This window comes from Streptomyces sp. NPDC017890 (genome assembly GCF_044328675.1).
GTDB lineage: Bacteria > Actinomycetota > Actinomycetes > Streptomycetales > Streptomycetaceae > Streptomyces.
Window position 1 is genome coordinate 1 of sequence record NZ_JBIRHU010000028.1, and the last position, 18,686, is coordinate 18,686.

15 protein-coding genes and 2 pseudogenes are annotated in these 18,686 nt (G+C 72.7%); 6 read left to right on the forward strand and 11 right to left on the reverse strand.

Annotated features, from left to right (window positions below; translation table 11 throughout):
- Positions 1–184: pseudogene (locus ACH4F2_RS30080) on the reverse strand (alpha-ketoacid dehydrogenase subunit beta); the annotation flags it as partial.
- A gap of 31 nt (positions 185–215) precedes the next feature.
- Positions 216–1,442, reverse strand: a complete 1,227-nt coding sequence (pdhA, locus tag ACH4F2_RS30085; RefSeq protein ID WP_398135908.1) for a pyruvate dehydrogenase (acetyl-transferring) E1 component subunit alpha — start codon at positions 1,440–1,442, stop codon at positions 216–218.
- Positions 1,443–1,765: 323 nt separating this feature from the next.
- Here pdhA (ACH4F2_RS30085) and ACH4F2_RS30090 point away from each other — a divergent pair, with 323 nt between their 5' ends.
- Together ACH4F2_RS30090 and ACH4F2_RS30095 are read left to right on the forward strand one after the other, a co-directional pair.
- Complete coding sequence (locus ACH4F2_RS30090) at positions 1,766–2,422, forward strand: response regulator (protein WP_398135909.1); 657 nt, start codon at positions 1,766–1,768, stop codon at positions 2,420–2,422.
- 113 nt (positions 2,423–2,535) lie between these two features.
- Positions 2,536–2,745 (forward strand): annotated as a pseudogene (locus ACH4F2_RS30095) (pyridoxamine 5'-phosphate oxidase family protein); the annotation flags it as partial.
- Between the two features lie 76 nt (positions 2,746–2,821).
- On the opposite strand, the gene ACH4F2_RS30100 reads toward ACH4F2_RS30095, so the two are convergent.
- Positions 2,822–4,447, reverse strand: coding sequence for a protein kinase (locus ACH4F2_RS30100; RefSeq protein ID WP_398135910.1), 1,626 nt, complete (start codon positions 4,445–4,447; stop codon positions 2,822–2,824).
- Between the two features lie 347 nt (positions 4,448–4,794).
- On the opposite strand from ACH4F2_RS30100, the gene ACH4F2_RS30105 reads away from it, so the two are divergent.
- The gene (locus ACH4F2_RS30105; RefSeq protein ID WP_398135911.1) at positions 4,795–6,468 is read left to right on the forward strand and encodes a protein kinase; all 1,674 of its coding nucleotides are present in this window, start codon (positions 4,795–4,797) and stop codon (positions 6,466–6,468) included.
- Between the two features lie 154 nt (positions 6,469–6,622).
- Here ACH4F2_RS30105 and ACH4F2_RS30110 read toward each other — a convergent pair whose 3' ends face one another.
- Positions 6,623–7,162: a bacterial proteasome activator family protein gene (locus tag ACH4F2_RS30110; protein WP_398135912.1), complete on the reverse strand. Its 540-nt coding sequence runs from the start codon at positions 7,160–7,162 to the stop codon at positions 6,623–6,625.
- Between the two features lie 226 nt (positions 7,163–7,388).
- Here ACH4F2_RS30110 and ACH4F2_RS30115 point away from each other — a divergent pair, with 226 nt between their 5' ends.
- Positions 7,389–8,210 carry a hypothetical protein gene (locus ACH4F2_RS30115; protein ID WP_398135913.1) on the forward strand — a complete coding sequence of 274 codons (822 nt, stop codon included), beginning with the start codon at positions 7,389–7,391 and terminating at the stop codon, positions 8,208–8,210.
- 12 nt (positions 8,211–8,222) lie between these two features.
- On the opposite strand, the gene ACH4F2_RS30120 is transcribed toward ACH4F2_RS30115, so the two are convergent.
- Positions 8,223–9,203 (reverse strand): NAD(P)H-quinone oxidoreductase, encoded by a 981-nt coding sequence (locus ACH4F2_RS30120; protein WP_398135914.1) that lies wholly within the window; start codon positions 9,201–9,203, stop codon positions 8,223–8,225.
- Positions 9,204–9,373: 170 nt separating this feature from the next.
- On the opposite strand from ACH4F2_RS30120, the gene ACH4F2_RS30125 reads away from it, so the two are divergent.
- Entirely contained in the window at positions 9,374–10,396 is a 1,023-nt protein-coding gene (locus tag ACH4F2_RS30125; RefSeq protein WP_398135915.1) for an ATP-binding cassette domain-containing protein, read from the forward strand.
- Positions 10,393–11,241, forward strand: a complete 849-nt coding sequence (locus ACH4F2_RS30130) for an ABC transporter permease (RefSeq protein WP_398135916.1) — start codon at positions 10,393–10,395, stop codon at positions 11,239–11,241. Before ACH4F2_RS30125 ends, ACH4F2_RS30130 begins: the two co-directional genes overlap by 4 nt.
- Before the next feature lie 33 nt (positions 11,242–11,274).
- On the opposite strand, the gene ACH4F2_RS30135 is transcribed toward ACH4F2_RS30130, so the two are convergent.
- The 6 genes from ACH4F2_RS30135 to pdhA (ACH4F2_RS30160) all read right to left on the reverse strand — a co-directional run bounded on the left by ACH4F2_RS30135 (position 11,275) and on the right by pdhA (ACH4F2_RS30160) (position 18,525).
- A complete protein-coding gene (locus ACH4F2_RS30135) occupies positions 11,275–12,372 on the reverse strand; it encodes a potassium channel family protein (protein ID WP_398135917.1) in 1,098 nt (365 codons plus the stop codon).
- Positions 12,369–13,778, reverse strand: a complete 1,410-nt coding sequence (locus ACH4F2_RS30140) for a molybdopterin molybdotransferase MoeA (protein ID WP_398135918.1) — start codon at positions 13,776–13,778, stop codon at positions 12,369–12,371. Before ACH4F2_RS30140 ends, ACH4F2_RS30135 begins: the two co-directional genes overlap by 4 nt.
- Positions 13,778–14,752: an NTP transferase domain-containing protein gene (locus ACH4F2_RS30145; protein ID WP_398135919.1), complete on the reverse strand. Its 975-nt coding sequence runs from the start codon at positions 14,750–14,752 to the stop codon at positions 13,778–13,780. Before ACH4F2_RS30145 ends, ACH4F2_RS30140 begins: the two co-directional genes overlap by 1 nt.
- Before the next feature lie 79 nt (positions 14,753–14,831).
- Positions 14,832–16,352, reverse strand: coding sequence for a 2-oxo acid dehydrogenase subunit E2 (locus ACH4F2_RS30150; protein WP_398135920.1), 1,521 nt, complete (start codon positions 16,350–16,352; stop codon positions 14,832–14,834).
- Complete coding sequence (locus ACH4F2_RS30155) at positions 16,352–17,356, reverse strand: alpha-ketoacid dehydrogenase subunit beta (protein ID WP_398135921.1); 1,005 nt, start codon at positions 17,354–17,356, stop codon at positions 16,352–16,354. The genes ACH4F2_RS30150 and ACH4F2_RS30155 overlap by 1 nt, the downstream gene beginning before the upstream one ends.
- A complete protein-coding gene (gene pdhA, locus ACH4F2_RS30160; protein WP_398135922.1) occupies positions 17,353–18,525 on the reverse strand; it encodes a pyruvate dehydrogenase (acetyl-transferring) E1 component subunit alpha in 1,173 nt (390 codons plus the stop codon). Before pdhA (ACH4F2_RS30160) ends, ACH4F2_RS30155 begins: the two co-directional genes overlap by 4 nt.
- Positions 18,526–18,686 lie beyond the last annotated feature (161 nt).

The following is an 18,686-nucleotide window of genomic DNA, read 5'->3' on the forward strand; positions in this document are numbered from 1 at the left end:
CGACGATGCCGGACTCGGCCAGCGGGGTGTCGATGACCCGGTCCTCACCGAAGTCCTTCTGCAGACCGTCGGTCACCCGGAAGACACCACCGAGCTTGCCGACGTCCTCACCCATGATCAGGACCTTGGGGTCCGAGTCCAGCGCCCGCCGCAACGACTCGTTGATCGCCTTGGCCAGCGCCATCTTCCTGCCGGTCACGGATTCCGCAGCCATGTCAGACCCCCTCTGCCTCGGCGAACGACGCCTGGTAGGCGGCGAACCGGGCCCGCTCCTCGTCGACGAGCGCGTGCCCGTCCGCGTACACGTTCTCGAAGATGGCGAAACGGTCCGGGTCCGGCATGGCACGGACCACCTCGCGCACTCGTTTGCCCAACGCCTGGCTCTCCGCCTCCAGTTCCGCGAAGAATCCCTCGTCCGCGTGGTTTGCGGACTCCAGGAAGCGGCGAAGGCGCAGGATCGGGTCCTTCGCCTCCCAGGCGGCCCGCTCGTCGTCGTGCCGGTAGCGGGAGGGGTCGTCCGAGGTGGTGTGGGCGCCCATGCGGTACGTGTACGCCTCGATCAGCGCCGGGCCCTCACCGCGCCGCGCCCGCTCCAGCGCCCACCGGGTGACCGCGAGACAGGCCAGCGCGTCGTTGCCGTCGACACGGACGCCGGGGAAGCCGAAGCCCTGGGCACGCTGGTAGAGCGGCACCCGGGTCTGCTTCTCGTTCGACTCGGAGATCGCCCACTGGTTGTTCTGGCAGAAGAACACCACCGGGGCGTTGTACACAGCCGCGAAGTTGAACGCCTCGCTCACGTCGCCCTGGCTGGAGGCGCCGTCGCCGAAGTAGGCGATCACGGCGGAGTCCGCGCCGTCCTTGGCCACGCCCATCGCGTAGCCCGTGGCGTGCAGCGCCTGCGAACCGATGACGATGGTGTACAGGTGGAAGTTGTTGCTGTTGGGGTCCCAGCCGCCGTTGTTCACGCCGCGGAACATGCCGAGCAGGTTGGTCGGATCCACCCCGCGGCACCAGGCGACGCCGTGCTCGCGGTAGGTCGGGAAGACGTAGTCGTCCTCGCGGGTGGCCCGGCCGGAGCCGATCTGGGCGGCCTCCTGCCCCAGCAGCGAGGCCCACAGACCCAGCTCGCCCTGACGCTGCAGGGCGGTGGCCTCGGCGTCGAAACGCCGGGTGAGCACCATGTCGCGGTACAGGCCGCGCAGCTCGTCGGGGGTGATGTCGGCAACGTACTGGGCGTACTCGGCGTAGGCCGCGTTCTCGACCCGTTCGCCCTCGGGCGTCAGCAGCTGCACCAGCTCCGTCCCGGAGCCCTTCGCGGCAGCGGTGCCGGTCTTGCGAGTGGTGCGCTTGGCACCGGTGGTCGCGGCCTTGGTGCCGGTGGTACCGGTCGCCTTGCCTCCGGCGCTGCGTCGCGGCTTGCGCGCGGCAGTGCTCTCGGTCACGTGTGCTCCTCCGTCGGTCCGGCCCCCGGGTTCGCCGGAAGCCAGTGCGGCTCACCTGCGGCCCGGCGGTCGCACGAGGGTGGGTGCGGCCCGGTCGGGAACAGGCGTGACAGGTGCCCCGGCGAGCGCCCTGCGAACAGCACGTTACCCAGTGCTCCACATTTCTGTGAAACCCCTCCTGACCTGCGTTTTTACTCGGATTTCCAAGTAAATCGGCGAAGTGCGGAAGTTTTACTGGTCACAGCCTCGCAGGGGGCCGGAACAACGGCACGTTATCCCGGCCACCCCGGGCACGGGAAGGGTTGGTGTGTGACACTGACCGCGTGCGCGAAGACGGAAAAATCCGGGTATTCCTCCTCGACGACCACGAGGTCGTCCGCCGGGGGGTGCACGATCTGCTCGCGGGCGAGGCCGACATCGAGGTGGTGGGCGAGGCCGGCACGGCGGCCGAAGCGCTCGCCCGGGTCCCGGCCGCCCGTCCGGACGTGGCGGTGCTGGACGTCCGGCTGCCGGACGGCAGCGGCGTCGAGGTGTGCCGCGAGATCCGTTCGCGGGACGAGTCCGTCCGGTGCCTCATGCTGACCTCCTTCGCGGACGACGAAGCCCTGTTCGACGCGATCATGGCGGGCGCCTCCGGGTACGTCCTCAAGGACATCCGGGGCGCCGAGCTGCTGAGCGCCGTACGGGAAGTGGCCGGAGGCAAGTCCCTGCTCGATCCGGCGGCCACCGCGCGCGTGCTGGAGCGGCTGCGCGCCGGCGGCCCCCCGAGCGACGACCGGCTCGCCCGTCTGACCGAACAGGAGCGGCGCATCCTGGAGCTGATCGGCGAGGGCCTGACCAACCGTGCGATCGGCGAGCAGCTGCACCTCGCCGAGAAGACGATCAAGAACTACGTGTCGAGTCTGCTGGCCAAGCTCGACATGCGGCGGCGCTCGCAGGCCGCCGCCTTCGTGGCACGGCTACAGGCCGAGAACCGCTGAAACGCAGGGCGGGTCCGCAGTGGCCGGGCACGGGCCCGTCCGGGACCTGCGTCCCTTCCTGCCGGGCCGGGCGACTCCGTCCCCGTCCCCTCCGCTCCCGCGCAGTGAGGGCCATGCCCCCCGACGAACAGCTCGCCGTCGGCCTGCCCGGCCGCACCGCCCGCGGCCGGGCGGCCACCAGCATGCGCGCCCTGCCCTTCCTCGCCGTCGCGCGGCACATCTCGGCCGACGGCCGGGTCCTGCCGCGCATGCCCAGGGGCTGCGGGTACCACCGGGTGTGCGCCGGGATCGTCGTCGCTTACGGCGCGGCCAACCTGGGCTCCCTGTGAACGTCCGAAAACGCGACGCGCGCGTGGAGCCCGGGTTCGGGTCGCACGCGCGCGTGGGGAGCGGTCCGGATCAGCCGTCGTCCCCTTCGCCGCCCGGGGCGCCGGTCGCGCCGCCCGTCGGCTCACCACCACCGGTCGGCTCACCACCACCGGTCGGCTCACCACCACCGGTCGGCTCACCACCACCGGTCGGCTCACCACCGTCCGTCGGCGTGGACGGCTGCGTCTGGCCGTCGGTCGGCTCGCCGGTCGGGTCGTCCGTCGCGGTATACGAGGGCGAGTACGACGGCGTGTAGGGCCGGTCCCAGTCCCCGTCGCCCGTGCCTCCCCCGCCGCCGTCCTGCTCCGTGCCCGGGTCGGTGGTCTCCTGCGTCTCCTCGTCGCTGGGCGACGAGCTGGGCGATTCGCTGCCGGCGCTCTGCGAGGTGGTCGCCGACGGGCTCTTGTCCGTTTCGGGGCCGACTTTGCCGCCGTCGCCGTTGTTCAGGGCCAGCGCGACGCCCGCGGCGACGGCGATCACCGCGAGAACGGCCAGGATCCACAGCTTGCCGCGGCCGCTGCCCTTGTTGCCGTTGCCCTCGAAGCCACCGTCGTCGCCGTAGCCCCCGCCGTAGCCGTTCGGCAGGATCGGCTGGGGGATCTGCGTGGTGCCCGAGCCGTGGTCGGGGTGCGGCAGTACCGAGGTACCCGCGAGGCCGGCCGCGGGAGTGTGCCGCCCGTCGTGCGCGGCGACCGGGCCGGTGTTCCAGGTGCCGGTGTGGCCACCCTGCTCGTACAGCATCTGCAGGCCGTACTGGACCAGGCCGCGCATCTCCTCCGCGGTCTGGAAACGGTCGTCGGGCTCCTTGGCCAGCGAGCGCATCACCAGGCCGTCGAGCTCCGGCGGCGTCGCGTCGGAGACCTCGGACGGCGGCGTCGGGATGTCCTGGACGTGCTGGTAGACCACCGACAGCGGGGTCTCGCCGGTGAACGGCGGACGCAGCGCGAGAAGTTCGTAGAGCAGGCAGCCCGTCGCGTACAGGTCGGAGCGGTGGTCGACGGCCTTGCCGAGGGCCTGCTCCGGGGAGAGGTACTGCGGGGTGCCCATGACCATGCCGGTCTGCGTCATCGTCGACTGGGCGCCGTGCAGGGCGCGCGCGATGCCGAAGTCCATCACCTTCACCGCGCCGGCGTTGGTGATGATCACGTTGGCCGGCTTGATGTCGCGGTGCACGATGCCGTGCTGGTGGGAGTAGGCGAGGGCCTCCAGGACACCGGAGACGATGATCAGCGCCTGCTCGGGGCCGGGCGCCTCGGCGTTGAGGAGGAGGTCGCGGATGGTGCGGCCCTCGACGATCTCCATCACGATGTACGGCACGGACTGGCCGCCGACGAAGTCCTCGCCGGAGTCGTACACGGCCACGATGGCATGGTGGTTGAGCCCGGCCACCGACTGTGCCTCGCGTGTGAAGCGCGCCTTGGAGACCGGATCCTCGGCGAGGTCGGCGCGCAGCAGCTTGACCGCCACGGTGCGTCCGAGGCGGACGTCCTCGGCGGCGAACACCTCGGCCATGCCGCCACGCCCGAGTCTGCGGGTCAGCCGGTACCGGCCGTCGCCGACCAATCCGCCGTTGCCCCAGTTCTCCGGCGCGTCAGACATACCGCCGCCAGATGCCTCGGGTTCGGACGGGCCCTGGGCGCGCTGCTGCTGTGCCATCAGTCCTCGCCGTCGTTTCTGCCCGCGGTGCGCGCGGTGTTGTTACGGTCTCCGTCGGCCACGCTACAGCCTCCGCGCTGGCCTCCGGTCCGAGATGGGCGCCGGGACCGGCATCGAGACGGACCGGTCATGAAACCCTGGTTCCGTACTCTCGTGCAAATTCTGTGTACCGGCGGTACGCCGGCTGTAACGCTTCCGCGACGCTTCCTTCGCGTACGGTCACGGAACGGGCACCGCGCTTGACGTGTCGGTGCCCTGGGGCAGACTTGGCCGGGAATAGCACTATCGATCACGAGCGCGCGTGCTGCCGCCACCGGCGCCGCGGCGCCTACGGGGGACGCAGAGACATGAGCCAGGACGCCGGACAGGGCCGGTACGCGGGGCGGGCGCTCGCCGGCGGCCGCTACCAGCTGCGCGACTTGCTCGGCGAGGGCGGCATGGCCTCCGTGCACCTGGCGTACGACTCGGTGCTGGACCGACAGGTCGCGATCAAGACACTGCACACCGAGCTGGGCCGGGAACAGGCCTTCCGCGAGCGCTTCCGCCGCGAGGCCCAGGCCGTGGCCAAGCTCACGCACACCAACATCGTCTCCGTCTTCGACACCGGCGAGGACGACCTCGGTGGCATGACGACGCCGTACATCGTCATGGAGTACGTCGAGGGCCGGCCGCTCGGCTCGGTACTCGACGAGGACGTCCGGCAGCACGGCGCGATGCCCGCCGACAAGGCGCTGCAGATCACCGCGGACGTCCTGGCGGCCCTCGAGATCAGCCACGAGATGGGCCTGGTCCACCGGGACATCAAGCCGGGCAACGTGATGATGACCAAGCGCGGCGTGGTCAAGGTGATGGACTTCGGCATCGCCCGCGCCATGCAGTCCGGCGTGACCTCGATGACGCAGACCGGCATGGTCGTCGGCACCCCGCAGTACCTCTCGCCGGAGCAGGCACTCGGCCGCGGTGTGGACGCCCGCTCCGACCTGTACTCGGTCGGCATCATGCTGTTCCAGCTGGTCACCGGGCGCCTGCCGTTCGAGGCGGATTCGCCGCTGGCCATCGCGTACGCGCACGTGCAGGAGGAGCCGGTGGCTCCGTCGTCCGTCAACCGCGCCCTGCCGCCGGCCGTGGACGCGCTGGTGGCCCGCGCGCTGAAGAAGAACCCGAACGAGCGTTTCCCCAGCTCCGAGGCGATGCGGGACGAGTGCCTGCGCGTGGCGGCCTCCTTCCACGCGGCCCCGCCGAGCATCGTGCCCGGCGCGCACACGCCGAGCGGCGCGGGCGTCGGCTCCGCGGTGTTCCCGCCGGTCGACCAGGCCGGCCCCGCGCCCACGGGTCCCGTCCAGACGCCGTACGAGCCGACGCCGAACCAGGGTCCGGGTCCCGGTCCCTTCGGCACCCCGCCATCCGCCGCGTACGGCTACCCGCAGCAGGGCGGCTACCAGGCCCCGGCCGCGTCGCCGTACGCGTCGCAGCAGCACCAGCTGCCGCAGCAGTACCAGGGCGCGCAAACGCCGCCTCCGTACAACCTCACGCCCTCCACCCCGGCGTCCGGGTCACCGGGCGGCGGCAAGAGCAACAAGATGGTGATCATCGGCTCGATCGCGGCCGCCGTCCTGGTGGCCGGCGGTCTGATCGGCGCGCTGACGATGGACAACGGCGGGGACGACGCCAAGGGCGGAGAAGCCACGGCCGGCGCCTCCACGCCGGCCTCGGAGGTGCCGGGCTACCGCGGGCCGGACAAGACGAAGACGATCGAGAAGGACACCTGCACGGAGCCCCGGGAGGCGTACAACGACCCCGACATGATCGAGGTACCGGACTTCACGTTCAAGTACATCGGCTCGGTCAAGGAGTGCTTCAACGCCGTCGGCTGGCCGATGGAGGTCGTGGAGGTCGACGAGAACACCTACGGGGAGGGCTCGGTCCGCGACCAGTTCCCCACGCCCGGTACGGACGTCGACCCCGAGAACATGCCGACGATCCAGCTCAAGGTATCGACGGGCAAGCCGCCGTCCGCATGAGCGTGGGCCCCGGGGCCCCGGTCCCGGGGCCCGGCGTACGGCGAAGGGCCCGGCAGCAGGTGCTGCCGGGCCCTTCGTGCTGTCGGTGGCCGGTTGTGGCCCCAGGGGGACTCCTGCACGTACCGGGGGACTCCCACAGGTACCGGTGGGCTTCCTACAGGTAGGGGCCGCCGGAGCGGGCGCCCGGGTGGGGCGGCTCCTCGCCGTCCTGACCGACGCCCGGCGGGAGAGCGCGGCGCATCTGCTCCAGCTGGGCCCGCGCGGCCATCTGCTGGGCGAACAGCGTGGTCTGGATGCCGTGGAAGAGACCCTCCAGCCAGCCGACCAGCTGGGCCTGCGCGATCCGCAGCTCGGCGTCGGTCGGGGTGACGTCGTCCGTGAAGGGCAGGGACAGCCGCTCCAGCTCCTCGACCAGCTCCGGAGCCAGCCCGTCCTCCAGCTCCTTCACCGAGCTGGAGTGGATCTCCTTGAGCCGGGCCCGGCTCGCCTCGTCCAGGGGCGCGACGCGCACCTCCTCCAACAGCTGCTTGATCATGCTGCCGATCCGCATGACCTTGGCGGGCTGTTCCACCTGCTCGGTCACCGGGATCTCGCGGGAGTCGTCGTCTCCGCCGCCGCCCAGCGCCATTCCGTCCTGGCCGACGACCAGGATCTGGGGGTTCTCCGGCGACCTGTCGTTCCTCGGCATCTCCATGCCCGCCATTCTCTCGTACCCGTACGCCTCGATCGGGTGGTGCCCCCGGAGAAACGTGATCCATCGCATTCGGCCCAGTCCGGAATGCCGGTGTAGCGGGTGGATGTGAGGCTTGTTCCGTCGATTTCTCCGACTGGATTATCACCGGGAGGGGGTCACGGGCGTGACTCCATTGCTGCGCGCACTGCGAGCGACGGGACTGGTGGGGGCTCTGGGGATTGTGGGGGTGAGCACTTCGGTGTCGCCGTGGGGGGTGGATGTGGCGTACGGCGTCGGGGGCGCGACGGTGGCGGGCGCCGAGTCCGCGACCGTGGTGGCTGTCGGGCCCACGACGGTGGTGGCCGCCGCGGCCCCGTCGCCTTCCGTGCCGGATCCCGCTCGGGTACCGGGGACTGCTGCCGACCCGGACGGCTCCGGCGGTCACGACGAGCACGGATCCAGCGGTCACGACGAGCACGGATCCAGCGGTCACGACGGGCACGGATCCAGCGGTCACGACGGGCACGGATCCGGCGGCAACGACGGGCGGGGCGGTCACGAGCGCCCCCAACGACCCGACGGTCGTGACGAGCCCGACAGACCGGACGGCGGCCCCGCTTCCCCGACCGCCGAGAAGTCCGGCCCGGCGGGCAGCGCGGCGCGCGGCTCCGCGACGCCCTCCCCGTCCCCCTCTCCCTCGGCGTCCGACGGCCCGGCGGCCGACCCGGAACCCTCCCGGGCGGGGAGCCGGCCGGGCGAAGGGCGGCAGCGCCCCGGACGGCCCGAGGAACGGGAACCGGAGCGGCGCGGCGCGGACGAGATCACGCGTCACAGAGCGGACGTGTACGGCGGCGAGGACGTCCTCGACGGTCCGGACACCGCGGTGCCGCCCGGGGAGGCCGCCCTGGTGCCCTCCGCGACCCCGTCCCGGTCCGAGCCCCGGGCTGGCACGCACGCCGGGGACGCCACCGATCCCGTGGTCCGGGTCCTGCCCCTGGGCAGCGGGCTGGTCCTCATCGGTCTCGGCCTGGCCCTGGCCTTCGTCGGCCTCCGCCTGCGCCGGGGCTGACACACGCCTCCGCTACGGGGCGAGCAGCAGCACCTTGCCGATGTGCCCGCTCTCCTCCACGACCCGGTGGGCGGCGGCGGCGTCGCTCATCGGGAGTTCGCGGTCGACGATCGGACGGACGTGACCCCCCGCGAGCAGCGGCCAGACGTGCTCGCGTACGGCCGCCACGATGGCCGCCTTCTCCTCCGCCGGACGGGCACGCAGCGACGTCGCGCTGACCGCCGCGCGCTTGGCCAGGAGCGTGCCGATGTCCAGCTCGCCCTTCCGGCCCCCCTGCATACCGATGATCGCGAGCCGGCCGTTGACGGCGAGGGCCCGGACGTTGCGGTCCAGGTACTTGGCGCCCATGTTGTCGAGGATGACGTCGGCGCCCGCGCCGCCCGTCGCCTCCTTCACCTCGGCGACGAAGTCCTGCTCGCGGTAGTTGACCAGGATGTCGGCGCCCAGCTCGGCGCAGCGCTCCAGCTTCTCCTTGGTGCCCGCCGTCACGGCGACCTTCGCGCCGACGGCCTTGGCGAGCTGGATCGCCATGGTGCCGATGCCGCTGGAACCTCCGTGCACGAGGAGCGTCTCGCCGGGGCGCAGCTGGGCGACCATGAAGACGTTCGACCAGACGGTGCAGACCACCTCGGGCAGCGCCGCCGCCCGCTTGACGTCGATGCCCTGCGGAACCGGCAGCAGCTGACCGGCCGGAACGACGACCTTCTCGGCGTAACCTCCGCCTCCGAGCAGCGCGCACACCTCGTCCCCGACGGACCAGCCGGACACGCCCGTGCCGAGTGCGGCGACGCGCCCGGAGCACTCCAGGCCGGGGTAGGGGGAGGCGCCGGGCGGGGGATCGTAGAAGCCCTGGCGCTGCATGATGTCGGCGCGGTTGACGGCGCTGGCCGTCACCTCGACCAGGACCTCGCCCTCGCCGGGCACCGGATCGGGGACCTCGGCCCAGACCAGCGCCTCGGGGCCTCCGGGTTCGGAAATCGTGATCGCATGCATGAGAGCGACGCTACTCCTCCGCCCGTGGCCGGGCCCCTCCACCTGGGTCCCCGGTCGGAGTGCCCTCCGTCTTCGGGACCGTCCACGGGGAAATCCCTGTGCGCGACCGATGAGTTTGCGCGACGGTGGAGGTCTTCCCATGCGTAATCCGAGAACGCGGAAGGACCCCGATGAGCACGCACACGTCCGGCCTCGCGATCGAGACCGCGGGACTGGTGAAGACGTTCGGTGAGACCCGGGCCGTGGACGGGGTGGACCTCGCGGTGCCCGCCGGCACGGTCTACGGCGTCCTCGGCCCGAACGGCGCCGGCAAGACCACCGTGGTGAAGATGCTCGCCACCCTGCTGCGACCGGACGGCGGCCAGGCCCACGTCTTCGGCCACGACGTCGTACGCGAGGCGGACGAGGTGCGCAGCCGGGTGAGCCTCACCGGGCAGTACGCGTCCGTAGACGAGGACCTCACCGGCACCGAGAACCTGGTCCTGCTGGGCCGCCTCCTCGGGCACGGCAAGACGGCCGCGCGGCAGCGGGGCGAGCAGCTGCTGGCGGCCTTCGGGCTGACGGAAGCGGCGGCGAAGCAGGTCAAGCACTACTCCGGCGGCATGCGGCGGCGCATCGACATCGCCGCGTCCATCCTCAACACGCCCGATCTGCTCTTCCTCGACGAGCCGACGACCGGACTCGACCCGCGCAGCCGCAACCAGGTGTGGGACATCGTGCGCGCGGTCGTCGCCCAGGGCACGACCGTGCTGCTGACCACGCAGTACCTGGACGAGGCCGACCAGCTGGCCTCCCGCATCGCCGTGATCGACAAGGGAAAGGTGATCGCGGAGGGCACCAAGGGCGAGCTGAAGGCGTCCGTCGGCGCCGGCTCCGTCCATCTGCGGCTGCGGGACCCCGACCAGCGGCCGGAGGCCGAGCGGGTGCTGCGCGACCTGCTGGTCGCCGAGGTCCAGCTGGAGCACGACCCGGTCGCTCTGACCGCCCGCCTGGGGGCGTCTGCCGGTGACGCGGCCGCCGACCAGGCCGCCCGGGCACTCGGCGAGCTGGCCCGGGCCGGCATCACCGTCGACAACTTCTCGCTGGGGCAGCCCAGCCTCGACGAGGTCTTCCTGGCGCTCACCGGGCACGACACCGGCCAGAGCACCGGAACCGACACCGGCCCCGACGCGAAGGACGAGGTGGCGGCATGAGCACGGCCGCGAGCACCGAGAGCAAGGAACTCTCCCCGGTCAGCACCGAGTCGCTGGCGGCCCTCCTGGTCGCCAAGGAGCGCCCGCCACGGCCCAGCGCCCTGTCCACGTCCCTGACGTTCGGATGGCGCGCGATCCTCAAGATCAAGCACGTGCCGGAGCAGCTCTTCGACGTCACCGCCTTCCCGATCATGAACCTGTTGATGTTCACGTACCTCTTCGGCGGTGCGCTGGCGGGTTCGCCGAGCGACTACATCCAGTTCGTGCTGCCGGGCATCCTCGTGATGTCGGTCGTGATGATCACGATGTACACCGGGATCTCGGTGAACGTCGACATCGAGAAGGGCGTCTTCGACCGCTTCCGCTCGCTGCCGATCTGGCGGCCCTCGGCGATGGTCGGCTACCTGCTCGGTGACGCCCTGCGCTACACCATCGCGTCCGTCGTGATGCTCGCCGTCGGCCTGCTGCTCGGGTACCGCCCCGACGGCGGGCTCGGCGGCGTGGTCGCCGGGATCGCGCTGCTGCTGGTGTTCTCGTTCGCCTTCTCGTGGATCTGGACGATGTTCGGGCTGATGCTGCGCACCGAGAAGTCGGTGATGAGCGTCAGCATGATGGTGATCTTCCCGCTCACCTTCCTGTCCAACGTCTTCGTCGACCCGAAGACCATGCCGGGCTGGCTGCAGGTGTTCGTCAACAACAGCCCGATCACCCACCTGGCGTCCGCGGTGCGCGGGCTGATGGCGGGCGACTGGCCGGGCGCGGAGATCGGCTGGACGCTGGGCTGGGCGGGCCTGTTCCTGCTGGTCTTCGGCCCGGTCACCATGCGTCTCTACAACCGCAAGTAGCCCTTCCGCACTCGGTACGGCATCGGCGCCCCGTCAGTCGCGGGGCAGCGGCCGGGCGTCGGGGGCCACCTGGGTGCTCGGCGTCGCCCGCACGATCGTGATCAGGCGGTCCGCCAGCTCCAGGCCGCCGAGGGACGGATCGTCGTAGCCGAGCACCCGGTGCCCGCGCACGACGCTCACCACCAGGTCGTCCGTCTCGCGCGGACTCCTGCCCACCTCGGCCTTTATGACCGGCCGCTCGACGAGGTCGAGCCCGCTGCCCTGGCTGATGAGGTCCTCCATGACCATGCCGGCGGCGGGGCTGAGCACGGAGAGGCCGAGAAGGCGGCCCGCCGCGCTGGCACTGGTGATCACGGCGTCGGCTCCGGACTGCTTCAGCAGCGGCGCGTTCTCCTCCTCGCGGACCGCGACCACGATCTTCGCGCCGCGGTTGAGCTGCCGGGCCGTCAGCGTCACCAGTACGGCCGTGTCGTCGCGCTGGGTGGCGATGATGATCTGCCTCGCCCGGTACACCTCGGCGCGGTTCAGCACGTCGCTGCGCGTCGCGTCCCCGATCACCCCCGCGTAGCCGTGGGCCGTCGCGGCCTCGATGGCCTTCCCGCTGGGGTCGACCACCACGACCTGCTCCTTGCGCAGGCCGGTCGCGCAGACGGTCTGGATCGCCGACCGTCCTTTGGTGCCGAAGCCGACGACGACGGTGTGATCGCGCAAGGTGGACCTCCAGCGGTTCAGGCGCCACTCCTCCCGAGTGCGCTCGGTGAGGGCTTCCAGGGTGGTACCGACCAGGATGATCAGGAACATCACGCGCAGCGGCGTGACGACGAAGATGTTGGTCAGCCGGGCCGCGTCGCTGACGGGCGTGATGTCGCCGTACCCGGTGGTGGAGAGGGTGACGGTGGCGTAGTAGAAGGCGTCGAGGAGGTCGACGGAACCGTCGGAGTTGTCGTTGTAGCCGTCGTGGTCGGCGTAGACGATGACGGCGGTCACCAACAGGACCAGAAGGGCCGTGGAAAGCCTTTTGGTGACCTGGCGGATCGGGTGCTCCACCAGCTTCCTCGGGAGTTTCACCCGATGGGTCACGAGGTGTTCGTCCGCCTGGCGGGCGATCGCGTCCTGGCCCGGAAGTTTCACGTGAAACACACTCCGATTCCGCCGGTGGCCCAGGGCAGGTCGAGCACTTCGGCCCCCTGTCCCGGACGCGCACCGCCCGGGGGTACGACGGCCAGGGCATCGGCGGCCGCGATGCCGCGCAGCATGGCGGGACCGTTGTAGCGCAGCGGCACGGCGTCGTCGCCGCGCAGGACGACGGGGACGAGCCGGGTGTCGTGCGGGTGCCCGTGCACCGCGTCCCGCAGCGGCAGCGCGTACGGCTCCGGGGCCGGGCGGGCGGCGAGGGTGCGCAGCAGCGGCTCGGCGAGCGTGAGCAGCCCGGAGACGGCGGCGAGGGGGTTGCCGGGCAGACCGACGAGGTGCCGGCCGTCCTCGAGGCGTGCCAGCAGCATGGGATGACCGGGGCGTACCCGGACGCCGTCCACGAGGAGTTCGGCGCCGACCCGGCGCAGAACAGGGTGAACGTGGTCGACGGGGCCCGCGGCGGTACCGCCGGTCGTGACGATCAGGTCGGCCGTGGAGGTCGTGACGGCACGTTGCAGGGCCTTGGCGTCGTCGCCGATCCGGCGGACCACGCGGACCTCGGCGCCCAGGGCCCGCAGCCAGGGCGGCAGCATCGGGCCGAGCGCGTCCCGGATGAGGCCGTCGTGCGGGAGTCCCTCGGTGAGCAGTTCGTCGCCGAGGACGAGTACGTCGACGCGGGGGCGGGGGACCGCGGTGAGGGTGTCGTAACCGGCGGCTGCCGCGAGGCCCAGTACGACCGGGGTCGCCAGAGTGCCGACGGGCAGCAACTGGTCGCCGCTGCGGCACTCCTGGCCGCGCAGGCGGATGTCCTGGCCGTGCGCGACCTCACGGGTCGCCTGCAGCCGGTCCCTGCCGTCGGTGCGGCCGTGCTCGGTGCGCAGTACGGCGGTGGTGTCCAGGGGGACGCGTGCGCCGGTGGCGATCCGGACGGCGTAGCCGTCGGTGAGGGGGGCGGGTTCCCCGTGTCCGGCCAGGACGCCCTCGTCGCGCACCGTCCAGGGGCCCGGCCCGGCGACGGCCCAGCCGTCCATCGCGGAGGTGTCGAAGGAGGGCAGGTCGGTGAGGGCGGTGAGGGGCGCGGCGAGGGTGAGGCCGAGGGCCGCGTCGAGGGGCACGGAGACCGGGGCGCGGCGGGCGGCACGGGCGGCGGCGCGGGCGGCGCGCTCGGCGGTGGCCCGGGCTTCGGGCCAGGGGGTCGCGCGGTGGTGGGGCTCCGTGGACCCGTGCGGGGCGCCGTGATGGCTCTGAGGTGCGTGAGTGCCGTGGTGCTCGGGGTGCGCGGGTGTCGACGCGTGGTCATGGGCGCCGCGGGGAGGGCGGGGGTTCTCCTTCACGAGAGCCAGTGCCTCCTCGACGCCCAGGTCGTCGGCTTCCTCGTCGGCCCGTGTGCCGGGGGAGGACATCACGCGTCCGGGCGGGTGTCGGGGGTGGCGTCGGGAGCCACGTCCGGCTTGCCCGCCGGGGGAGCGGACCCGGCGTCGGCGGCCTCCTGGGCCCAGCGCTGAGCGAGGGCCGCGGCCTTCCGGGCGGCCTCGGCGACGGCCTCGGGGCCTCCCCCGGTCCGTCCGGCCGCGTAGCCGACGAGGAAGGTGGTCAGCGGGGCCGCGGGCCTGGCCACCCCGTGGGCGGCGTCGCGCGCGAGGTCGAGCAGGACGCCGGTGTCGACGTCGAGGTCGATGCCCAACTCGTCCTTGGCTGCGGTGATCCATTCATCCAACACGTGACCATGCTCCCTGATGCGTGCCCTTGCGGTGGCGATGTCGTCCCAGGTGTCGCAGTCGAAGGAGGCGACGGCGTCGGGGACGCGGGTGAGACGGAGGGCGCCGGTCAGGCGGCGCAGGGGCAGCCCGGTGAGGTCTGCCCGGTCCCGGGTGAGCGCGGTGAGTTCGCGGCGCAGCGCGGACGCACGGTAGGCGGCGACGAGGGGCTGGTCGCGGCCGTCGGCGTCGGTGAGCAGCACTCCGTCGGAGTCGCTCGCGGTGAGGGCCGACAGCAGTCGTCGGACGGTGGGTCCGGTGAGGAACGGCAGGTCGGCGGAGACCACCACGACGCGCTCCTCCGTGGTGTGCCCGAGGCCGGCGGCGAGGGCGGCGAGCGGTCCACCGCCGGGCGGGTCCTCGCGCGCCCAGGCCACCGGGCGGGCGGTGGGGCGGTGGTCGGCGACGACGACGGTGGTCCGCGCTCCGGCGCAGGCGGCGAGCACCCGGTCCAGCAGCGCGCGCCCGCCCACACGGAGGCCGGGCTTGTCCGCGCCGCCGAGCCGCCGGGCGGCCCCGCCGGCGAGCACGACGGCGTCGTACCCGGCGAGGTCCGCGCCCGGCACGGAGCCGGGGGCAGGGCCGGGGCCGGGGGCACCGGCGGGCTCGTACGCGGTCACCCCCCGAGTATGCGTCCCCGCGCGATCACAGGGAACGCGGGGAGGCCGCGCAATCAAGGTGGGTGCTCCGGCACCACTGTCACAGGGTGCGCAGCAGCACCACCGGCTGTTCCACGCAGTCCGCGACGTACCGCAGGAAACCGCCCGCCGTGCCGCCGTCGCACACCCGGTGGTCGAAGGTGAGCGACAGCTGGACGACCTGACGCACCGCCAACTCCCCCTCGTGCACCCAGGGCTTGGGGACGATGCGGCCGACGCCGAGCATGGCCGCCTCGGGGTGGTTGATGATCGGCGTGGACCCGTCGACGCCGAACACGCCGTAGTTGTTCAGCGTGAAGGTGCCGCCGGTCAGTTCGCCGGGCGTCAGCCGTCCGGCGCGGGCCGCCTCGGTCAGCCGGGCGAACTCCGCGGTGAGCCCCTCGGCGTCTCTCGCGTGCGCGTCCCGGACGACCGGCACGACCAGTCCCCGGTCCGTCTGGGCGGCGAAGCCGAGATGGACCTGGTCGAGCTGGACGACCTCCCTGGCCTCCACGTCGACCGTGGAGTTCAGCGCGGGGAAGCGGGCCAGCGCGGCCGTGCAGATCCGGGCCAGCAGGGCGACGAGGGAGATCTTCTGGTCGCCGGCGGCGTTCATCGCGGTGCGCGCCCGCATCAGTTCGGTCGCGTCGGCGTCCACCCAGCAGGTCGCGTCCGGGATCTCACGCCGGCTGCGGGAGAGCTTGTCGGCGACGGCGCCGCGGACGCCCTTGAGGGGGACGCGGATGCCGCCGGACCGCGAGGCGGAGGCCGCGGGGGCCGGTGCCCGGCCCGTCCCTGCCTCGTGCGGCCCGCTCCCCCGGGCCGCCGTACGGCCGCCCACCGCGCCGGCGGCACGCAGCGCGTACTCCACATCCGCCCGCAGGATCAGCCCGTCCGGGCCGGAGCCGGTCAGCTCGCGCAGGTCCAGATCGTTCTGCCGGGCGAGCCTGCGCACCAGCGGGGAGATGACGGGGACAGGGCCGTCCACCGGGTCGGCGTCAGGGACTTGGCCGTTGGCCCGCCCGGTCGCCGCCACGGCGGACGCCGACGGCACCGGTCGCACCCTGCGCCGCCGCGCGGGCGTCTCGGAGGTGCCGTATCCGACCAGCACGTTTCCCGAGCCCTCGGTCTTCGCCTGCCGCGCCCGAGGCCGCTCGGCCTGGGCCTCATCGGCCTGGGCCCTCCCAGCCTGAGCCCTCTCGGCTCGGGGCTCTCCGCCCTGCGGATCCCCGGCCTGCGGCCCTCCGGCGCGCTCGCCGGGCGGCTTGCCGGCCGCCTCGCCGTCGGGGCCCGCCCCCCGTGCCGGGCGGCTCCCGGCGGTCTCGCCCACCGCCACCGACAGCAGCGGCGCCCCGACGGGAAGCTCCGTGCCCTCCTCGCCGAAGCGGGCGGTGACCACACCGCCGTAGGGGCAGGGCACCTCGACCATCGCCTTGGCCGTCTCGACCTCGACGACCGGCTGGTCGACGGCGACGACGTCGCCGACCTCGACCATCCAGCGCACGATCTCCGCCTCGGTGAGCCCCTCCCCGAGGTCGGGGAGCTTGAACTCCAGACTGTGACCGTCACAAGCGTGTGCCATCAGCTTTCGGCCTCCCACTGCAGGCGCCCCACGGCGTCCAGGATCCGGTCCACACCGGGCAGGTGGTGGCGCTCCAGCATCGGCGGCGGATACGGGATGTCGAACCCGGCCACACGCAGCACCGGCGCCTCCAGGTGGTGGAAGCAGCGCTCCGTGACCCGGGCCGCGATCTCCCCGCCCGGGCCCCCGAAGGAACCCGACTCGTGGACGACGACCGCGCGTCCCGTCCGCCGCACCGAAGCGCACACCGTCTCGTCGTCGAACGGCACCAGGGAGCGCAGATCGACGACTTCGAGGTCCCAGCCCTCGGCCCGGGCCGCCTCGGCCGCCTCCATGCAGGCGACCAGCGACGGCCCGTACGTGATGAGTGTGGCGCTCCGGCCCGAGCGCCGCACCACCGCGCGGCCTACCGGCTCAACGGGTGTGGGCTCCTCGGGGTTCCAGGGCTCCTTCGACCAGTACAGACGCTTGGGTTCGAGGAAGACCACCGGGTCGTCGGAGGCGATGGACTCGCGCAGCAGCCCGTAGGCGTCGGCGACGGTCGCGGGCGTGACGACATGGAGCCCCGGAGTCGCCATGTAGTACGCCTCGGACGAGTCGCTGTGGTGCTCGACGCCGCCGATGCCGCCGCCGTAGGGGACGCGGATGGTCAGCGGCAGGGGCATCCGGCCGCGGGTGCGGTTGCGCATCTTGGTGACGTGGCTGACGACCTGCTCGAACGCCGGGTAGGCGAAGGCGTCGAACTGCATCTCCACGACCGGGCGCAGCCCGTACATCGCCATGCCGACGGCCGTGCCGAGGATGCCGGCCTCGGCGAGCGGCGTGTCCGTGCAGCGGTCGCCGCCGAACTCCTCGGCGAGCCCGTCGGTGACCCGGAAGACGCCGCCGAGCGTGCCCACGTCCTCGCCCAGGACGTGCACGCCCGGGTCGGCGGCCATGGCGTCGCGCAGCGCGCGCGTGAGGGCCTGCGCCAGGGTGGCCGGCCTGACTGCGACGGTGGTCATCGGTGCGTCCCTCCCGGCCCGGCCCCGGCCCCGACTTCTGCCTCTGCCTCTGCCTCTGCCTCCAGCTCCGCGCGCAGCCGGTCCCGCTGCTCGCGCAGCTGCGGGGTGGGTACGGCGTAGACGTGGTCGAACAGGTCCATCGGGTCGAGCCGGGGGTCCTGGTTCATTCGCGCGCGCAGGTCGGCGGCCATGTCCTCGGCGTCCTCGCGGGCGGCCCGGACGGCGTCCTCGCCGAGCAGGCCGCGCTCGGTCAGTTCCCGTTCCAGCAGCTCGATCGGGTCGTGCCGGCGCCAGGCCGCCACCTCGGCGTCGCCCTGGTAGCGCGTCGCGTCGTCGGCGTTGGTGTGCGCCTCGACGCGGTACGTCACCGCCTCCACCAGCGTGGGCCCACCGCCCGCGCGCGCGTGCCGTACGGCGTCGGTCAGGACCTCGTGCACGGCGGCGGCGTCGTTGCCGTCGACCAGGCGGCCGGGCATGCCGTAGCCGACGGCCTTGTGGGCCAGCGACGGGGCCGCGGTCTGCTTGGCGAGCGGGACGGAGATCGCGAAGCCGTTGTTCTGCACGAAGAAGACGACCGGCGCCTGCCAGACGGCGGCGAAGTTCAGCGCCTCGTGGAAGTCGCCCTCGCTGGTACCGCCGTCGCCGACCATCGCCAGCGCGACCACGTCGTCACCCTTGAGCCGCGCGGCGTGCGCGAGGCCGACGGCGTGCGGCAGCTGGGTGGCGAGCGGCGTGGACAGCGGGGCGACCCGGTGCTCGTAGGGGTCGTAGCCGGTGTGCCAGTCGCCGCGCAGCAGGGTGAGGGCCTCGACCGGGTCGACTCCGCGGGCGACCACGGCGAGCGTGTCGCGGTAGCTGGGGAAGAGCCAGTCCCGCTCCTCGAGTGCCAGCGCGGCGGCGACCTCGCAGGCCTCCTGGCCGGTGCTGGAGGGGTAGACGGCCAGTCTGCCCTGCTTGGTCAGTGCCGTGGCCTGCGCGTTGTACCGCCGGCCGCGCACCAGCCGGGCGTACAGCGTGCGCAGCAGCTGGGGGTCGGCCTGCTCGGCGGCCTCGGTGCCGAGGACGCGGTACGGCTCCGCGTCGGGCAGCAGCGGCGCGGGGTCGGTGCGGGGCTGCCAGGCGGGCGGCGGTGTGGGCCGGTAAGCGCCCCGCTGCTCCATGACCGTCATGACGGCACCTCCTCGTGGGAGCGGCTCCGGGCTCGCCACGGGTGTGACGGGCCTCACCTACCGATTGTTCGGTCGTCGGCACATTTTGGCTACAGGCGACCCCAGGCTGTGGACAAACGGTTCTCCACAGCCTGAGATGGACGCAGTACGTCCATGGTAGG

Coding starts and splice junctions, on each gene's coding strand:
- ACH4F2_RS30100 (WP_398135910.1), bottom strand. CDS start 4,447: ATGGCACAGCAGCAGCGCGCCCAGGGCCCGTCCGAACCCGAGGCATCT.
- ACH4F2_RS30105 (WP_398135911.1), top strand. CDS start 4,795: ATGAGCCAGGACGCCGGACAGGGCCGGTACGCGGGGCGGGCGCTCGCC.
- ACH4F2_RS30110 (WP_398135912.1), bottom strand. CDS start 7,162: ATGGAGATGCCGAGGAACGACAGGTCGCCGGAGAACCCCCAGATCCTG.
- ACH4F2_RS30120 (WP_398135914.1), bottom strand. CDS start 9,203: ATGCATGCGATCACGATTTCCGAACCCGGAGGCCCCGAGGCGCTGGTC.
- ACH4F2_RS30125 (WP_398135915.1), top strand. CDS start 9,374: ATGAGCACGCACACGTCCGGCCTCGCGATCGAGACCGCGGGACTGGTG.
- ACH4F2_RS30130 (WP_398135916.1), top strand. CDS start 10,393: ATGAGCACGGCCGCGAGCACCGAGAGCAAGGAACTCTCCCCGGTCAGC.
- ACH4F2_RS30140 (WP_398135918.1), bottom strand. CDS start 13,778: ATGTCCTCCCCCGGCACACGGGCCGACGAGGAAGCCGACGACCTGGGC.
- ACH4F2_RS30150 (WP_398135920.1), bottom strand. CDS start 16,352: ATGGCACACGCTTGTGACGGTCACAGTCTGGAGTTCAAGCTCCCCGAC.
- ACH4F2_RS30155 (WP_398135921.1), bottom strand. CDS start 17,356: ATGACCACCGTCGCAGTCAGGCCGGCCACCCTGGCGCAGGCCCTCACG.
- pdhA (WP_398135922.1), bottom strand. CDS start 18,525: ATGACGGTCATGGAGCAGCGGGGCGCTTACCGGCCCACACCGCCGCCC.